The organism is Sinorhizobium sp. GQ132, from assembly GCF_059758575.1.
Window position 1 is genome coordinate 1 of the sequence record NZ_JCAXDX010000075.1, and the last position, 332, is coordinate 332.

Consider the following 332-nt stretch of genomic DNA (forward strand, 5'->3'; position numbering starts at 1 on the left):
TCGATGTCGTAGGCGTTGAGCAGGAACACGAAATCCCGGTCGACCGGCATGAATTTCGGGTCCTTGGGGTGGATCACGAAGAAGCCCATCATCCCCATGGCCATCTGCACCATCTCGTCGGAATGCGGGTGGTACATGAAGGTGCCCGACTTCACGAGATCGAACTCGTAGACGAAAGTCTTGCCGGGCGGGATGTGCGGCTGCGACAGCCCGCCGACGCCGTCCATGCCGGATGGCAGGATCATGCCGTGCCAGTGGATCGTCGTCGGCTCCGGCAGCTTGTTGGTGACGAAGATGCGGACCCGATCGCCTTCGACCGCCTCGATCGTCGG

At 61.7% G+C, this 332-nt stretch carries 1 protein-coding gene; it reads right to left on the reverse strand.

Translation table 11 applies throughout. The features are described from left to right. Nucleotides 1-332: multicopper oxidase domain-containing protein (locus AC6CIG_RS29785; protein WP_498324397.1), on the reverse strand; the 332-nt coding region annotated here is incomplete at both ends.